Source organism: Pseudoalteromonas sp. L1, assembly GCF_021728095.1.
Lineage (GTDB): Bacteria > Pseudomonadota > Gammaproteobacteria > Enterobacterales > Alteromonadaceae > Pseudoalteromonas.
On sequence record NZ_JAKKCT010000006.1, the window covers coordinates 179,813 to 185,812 of the forward strand.

At 42.2% G+C, this 6,000-nt stretch carries 3 protein-coding genes; all 3 read right to left on the reverse strand.

The features are described 5' to 3' along the window. Positions 1-187: 187 nt before the first annotated feature. The 3 genes from aceF to pdhR all read right to left on the reverse strand — a co-directional run bounded on the left by aceF (position 188) and on the right by pdhR (position 5,590). Positions 188-2,080 (reverse strand): pyruvate dehydrogenase complex dihydrolipoyllysine-residue acetyltransferase, encoded by a 1,893-nt coding sequence (aceF, locus tag L3V38_RS17585; protein WP_237120165.1) that lies wholly within the window; start codon positions 2,078-2,080, stop codon positions 188-190. Between the two features lie 9 nt (positions 2,081-2,089). After that, positions 2,090-4,756 carry a pyruvate dehydrogenase (acetyl-transferring), homodimeric type gene (aceE, locus tag L3V38_RS17590; protein ID WP_130150720.1) on the reverse strand — a complete coding sequence of 889 codons (2,667 nt, stop codon included), beginning with the start codon at positions 4,754-4,756 and terminating at the stop codon, positions 2,090-2,092. Between the two features lie 84 nt (positions 4,757-4,840). Beyond that, a complete protein-coding gene (gene pdhR, locus L3V38_RS17595) occupies positions 4,841-5,590 on the reverse strand; it encodes a pyruvate dehydrogenase complex transcriptional repressor PdhR (RefSeq protein WP_237120166.1) in 750 nt (249 codons plus the stop codon). Positions 5,591-6,000: the final 410 nt, after the last annotated feature.

Below are 6,000 nucleotides of genomic sequence, written 5' to 3' on the forward strand. Positions count from 1 at the left end.
GCTATTACCTTAAATGTTTGAACGGGACACTGCCCTAAGTTTAACTGCCATGTTTCTGCAAGGCAGAAAGGGAGAGCAGATATCTATACCAAGATTGTTCTATAGCAAAGATTGTATCATTGCCAATGGTAAAAATCCCAGCAAAAAACAACTTGCTGGGATTTGATTCTTATAAATTATGAAGCGATTACATCACAAGCTGGCGAATATCGCTCATGTAGCTTGCTAGCGTCACAGTAAAGCGTGCTGCTAAGGCACCGTCAATTACCCTATGGTCGTATGACATTGATAATGGAACCATTAACTTAGGCTCAAATTCTTTGCCATTCCACTTAGGCTTCATCTCTGATTTAGAGACACCTAAAATTGCGACCTCAGGTGCATTCACGATAGGTGTAAATGCTGTACCACCGATACCACCAAGGCTTGAAATTGTGAAACAACCGCCTTGCATATCAGATGACGTTAGCTTGCCATCACGTGCTTTAGCCGACACTTCCATCAACTCACGAGAAAGTTCAATGATGCCTTTCTTATCAACATCTTTGAATACCGGAACAACTAAACCGTTTGGCGTATCAACGGCAACACCGATGTTGATGTATTTCTTCAAGATTAAGCTTTCACCATCTTCAGACAGTGAAGAGTTAAACGTTGGGAATTCAGCAAGGGCTTTAGCCGCCGCTTTCATCACAAATACCAGTGGCGTGATTTTAACACCGAGCTTTTTCTTCTCAGCAAGGGCGTTTTGCTCTTTACGGAATGCTTCTAAGCTTGTGATATCCGCTTCATCAAACTGTGTAACGTGCGGGATTTGCACCCAGTTACGGTGTAAGTTAGCACCTGAAAGTTTTTGAATACGAGAAAGCTTCTTCTCTTCGATTTCACCAAATTTAGCAAAATCAACTTTCGGCCACGGGATAAGACCTAACTCACCGCCACCCGCATTGCCTTTGCCAGCATTACCTGATTCAACTTGCTTAACTAGCTCTTTCACATAGTTTTGCACGTCTTCTTTGACAACACGATTTTTACGACCTGTGCCTTTTACGTTTGCTAGGTTAATACCAAATTCACGCGCTAAACGACGTACAACAGGCGATGCATGAGCATACGCTTTGTTATCAGCAAACTCTTCTTTGCTTGCTTTAGCTGCAGCTGGTTTTGCAGCAGGTGCAGATTCAGCCTTTGCCGCTGGTGCAGGTGCTGACTCTTTTTTAGCTTCTGGCGCTGCTTTAGCACTACCAGCAACTTCAAATACAAAGATAAGTGAGCCAGTTGATACTTTATCGCCCGCTGCTACTTTAATTTCTTTAACCGTACCAGCAAATGGCGCAGGTACTTCCATTGATGCTTTATCGCCTTCAACGTTTAAGATTGATTGATCTTCTTCAACCTTATCGCCTACAGACACCATCACTTCGGTAACTTCAACTTCATCACCGCCGATATCAGGCACATTCACTTCTTTAGTGCTTGATGCCGTTTCAGCTGGCGCTTCTTCTGCTGGTGCAGACTCAGCAGCAGGCGCCTCAGAGCCACTTGATGCAGTTTCAAAAACGAAGATTAAAGAGCCAGTTTTTACTTTATCGCCTGTCGCGATTTTGATCTCTTTAACGGTACCTGCAAATGGTGCTGGTACTTCCATTGATGCTTTATCGCCTTCAACGCTTAGTAAAGATTGCTCTTCTTCAACTGTGTCACCTACCGCAACCATGATTTCCGTTACTTCAACTTCATCATCGCCGATATCTGGCACAGTTACTTCTTGTGACGCTGAACCTGAAGATTGCTTAGCAGGCTCTGCTTTAGCTTCTTCTTTTGTTTCAGAAGATGCAGAAGCTTGCTCTTCACCTTCGAAGATCATAATAAGTGAACCGGTTGTCACCGTGTCACCTTCAGCAACTTTAATCTCTTTAACCGTACCTGCTTGTGCAGCAGGTACTTCCATAGATGCTTTGTCTCCTTCAACCGTTAATAACGATTGGTCAACCTCAACCTTATCGCCAACGCTAACAAGGATTTCGGTTACTTCAACTTCATCGCCACCGATATCTGGTACATTAATTTCAATACTCATTGGAACCTCTTATGCGTATAGCGGGTTTACTTTGTTTGTGTCGATGTCGAATTTCTTGATTGCTTCAACAACCACAGATTTTTCAACTTCACCACGTTTAGCAAGCTCAGATAATGTTGCAACCACAACATAGCCCGCATTAACTTCAAAGTGACGACGTAGGTTTTCACGGCTATCCGAACGACCGTAGCCATCTGTACCCAATACTTTATAGTTGCTGCTCGGTACAAATGAACGAACTTGCTCAGCATAGTTCTTCATGTAGTCTGTTGCTGCAACAGTCACAGAGTCACCTAATACATTGGTGATGTAAGCCGTTTTTTGCTCTGCTTCAGGGTTAAGCATGTTGAAACGCTCAGCGTCTTGGCCATCACGTGTTAACTCATTGAATGAGGTTACAGAGAATACATCTGAACCAATGCCATACTCTTCGCTCAGGATCTGTGCCGCTTTACGTACTTCAATCATGATAGTACCTGAACCTAGTAACTGCACTTTTGCTTTATCGCCAGCGACAGTTTCAAGTTTGTAAATACCTTTACGAATACCTTCTTCAGCGCCTTCTGGCATTGCTGGTTGATGGTAGTTTTCGTTCATCAGCGTTAGGTAGTAGAACACGTTTTCTTGGTCTTCACCGTACATGCGACGGATACCGTCTTGCATGATGACCGCTACTTCGTATGCGAACGTTGGGTCATAAGAAATACAGTTAGGTACTGTGTTAGCAAGAATGTGGCTGTGACCATCTTCATGCTGTAAACCTTCACCGTTTAATGTAGTACGACCTGCCGTAGCACCGAGTAAGAAACCACGTGCTTGTTGATCACCAGCCATCCACGCCATATCACCTACACGTTGGAAACCAAACATTGAGTAGTAGATGTAGAATGGGATCATTGGTAAATCGTTAGTGCTGTATGATGTTGCAGCAGCAACCCATGATGACATTGCACCTAATTCGTTGATACCTTCTTGTAGTACCTGACCTGATGTTGCTTCTTTGTAGTAAGAAACGATGTCACGGTCTTGCGGCGTATAGTTTTGACCATGCGGGTTGTAAATACCGATTTGACGGAATAAACCTTCCATACCAAATGTACGCGCTTCATCAGCGATGATAGGCACGATGTTTTTACCAATGCCTTTGTCTTTTAGTAACACGTTAAGTGCACGCACAAAGCCCATTGTTGTAGAGATGTCACGTTTTTGCTCTTCAAGTAGTGGCTTGAACGCATCAACTTCTGGCAATGTTAAGCTTTCAGAAAACTTAGGAATACGCTTAGGTGTGTAACCTTGTAGCGCATCACGACGAGCGTGAAGATACTTGTACTCTTCAGAGCCTTCTTCAAGTGTTAGATATGGTAAGTCTTTAATTTCTTCATCAGAAACTAAGTCTTGTAGACCTAAACGTGAACGTAGGTGCTCAACATGGGTCATATCCATTTTCTTAACTTGGTGCGCGATGTTTTTACCTTCAGCCGCTTCACCCATGCCGTAACCTTTTACAGTTTTAGCAAGGATAACCGTTGGACGGTCTTTGGTTTCTTCCGCTTTTTTGAATGCAGCGTAAAGTTTTGATGGCTCATGACCACCACGCTTAAGTGCGAAGATTTCTTCATCAGTCATATCAGCAACAAGTGCTGCTGTTTCTGGGTAACGACCGAAGAAGTGCTCACGAACGTATGCACCGTCTTTCGCTTTATATGTTTGGTAATCACCGTCAATGGTTTCGTTCATTAACTGTAGTAATTTACCTGTTGTATCTTTAGCAAGTAGGATATCCCAACCACTACCCCATACAACTTTAATTACATTCCAGCCTGCACCTTTGAATAGGCCTTCAAGCTCTTGAATGATCTTACCATTACCCATTACTGGGCCATCTAAACGCTGTAAGTTACAGTTGATTAGGTAGCATAGGTTATCTAGCTTCTCACGCGCAGCGAATGAGATTGCACCACGTGATTCTGGCTCATCCATCTCACCGTCGCCTAAGAAAGCGTACACACGTTGGTTTTTAGTGTCTTTTAAGCCACGACCATCGAGGTATTTTAAGAAACGCGCTTGGTAGATTGAGGCAATTGGACCAAGACCCATTGATACCGTAGGGAACTGCCAGAATTCAGGCATTAATTTAGGATGTGGGTATGAAGGAAGACCTTTACCATCAACTTCTTGACGGAAGTTATCAAGCTGCTCAGCCGTTAAACGACCTTCAACAAATGCACGGGCATAAATACCAGGAGAAATGTGGCCTTGATAATAAACTAAGTCACCGCCATCTACATCGTTTGGTGCTTTGAAGAAGTGGTTAAAACATACTTCATAGAATGCCGCTGAAGACTGGTAAGAAGCCATATGGCCGCCTAAGTCTAGATCTTTTTTCGACGCACGTAATACGATCATGATCGCATTCCAACGGATGATTGAACGAATACGGCGTTCAACATTTACATCGCCCGGATACGCCGGTTCTTGATCTACTGGAATGGTATTAACGTAGTTAGTAGTTGTGCCAGTAGGCATATCAACACCGTCTAAACGGGCTTGCTCTAACACTTGCTCAAGTAAAAATTGAGCACGTTCTACACCTTCTTCACGCACAACAGATTCAAGGGCTTGTAACCACTCTTGTGTTTCTAGCGCGTCTACGTCAATTTTATTGACTTCAGACATATGGAGGTTTCCTTATGTTTAAAATACTAATTATTTTAATAAATCTTAAATTAAGTAGTTAACTAAACTTAGCTAATCACTTGCTTAATGTTGTTTGGTGCGTCTTAAACTACGTTCAATCCGCGAATGCTCTTTGCCAGCCTCAAGTAAGGCTTCTTCGATAAAGGCTAAGTGAGCATTACTAGCAAGACGTGCTTGCTCTGGGTTTCCTTCTATAACCGCATCCATCAAAAACTGTCTGTGCTCAGCAAGCTTTTGACTAATATGTGGTTTTTTTAACAATACAGTTAAATTCTGTAATACATTTTGTTCAAGCAATGCCTGCATACCACGTACTAAATGCAGTAATACAACATTGTGTGATGCTTCAGCGACACTAAAATGAAAAACATTAATTGCTTTCGCTTTTTGTACAATGTCATCATTCACAAGCGCAATATTGTCAAAACTCTGCTTTACTTTTTTGAAATCATTCGTCGTGCCGCGCATCGCTGCATAATAAGCAGCAATCCCCTCTAGTGCATGACGAAATTCAAGTAAATCAAATTGTGACTCGGGATGTTTACTAATCAAATCAAAGAGTGGATCAGTAAGCCCTTCTTCAAGCTGATTTTTTACAAATGTCCCGCCACCCTGACGGCGTGTTACCAAACCTTTCGCTTCTAGCTTTTGAATCGCTTCGCGCAAAGAGGGACGCGACACTTCAAACTGTTTCGCTAACTCACGCTCAGGAGGCAACTTTTCGCCTGGTGCTAACGACCCCTCAAGAATCATATTCTCAAGTTGTTGTAAAATTACATCAGATAATTTTGCAGCTTTAATTTTTAAAGACATTTATCAACGTCCGCATTGTTTAATGCTAAGCCCACTAAATACAGGGTGTTTAGCCTTGCGCCTTGACCAAAAGGTAAATTGGTCATACCAAATTTGATGCATACGGTATCAAAAAGCCGTATTTCTGTCAATTTCACACCCTTAGCGACTAGTTACACCCTAACTTAATTAGCCTAAAGATTAAACAGTATGGAATAAAGTGACTATTTCGGAAGGAAAAATAAATAAAAAAGAAATGGTCAGACCAGATGGTGAATTGCAAAAATACGAAATAAACCTGCTTGTAGCAGATGTATGGACTCCTCCCCATTAACGGGAGAGTACGGTATAAAGAAATTGCAAAACATCTTTTACCAATTAAGGAGTCCATACATGACACAGTCTAATTTAATTGCTATTGATTTAGCAAA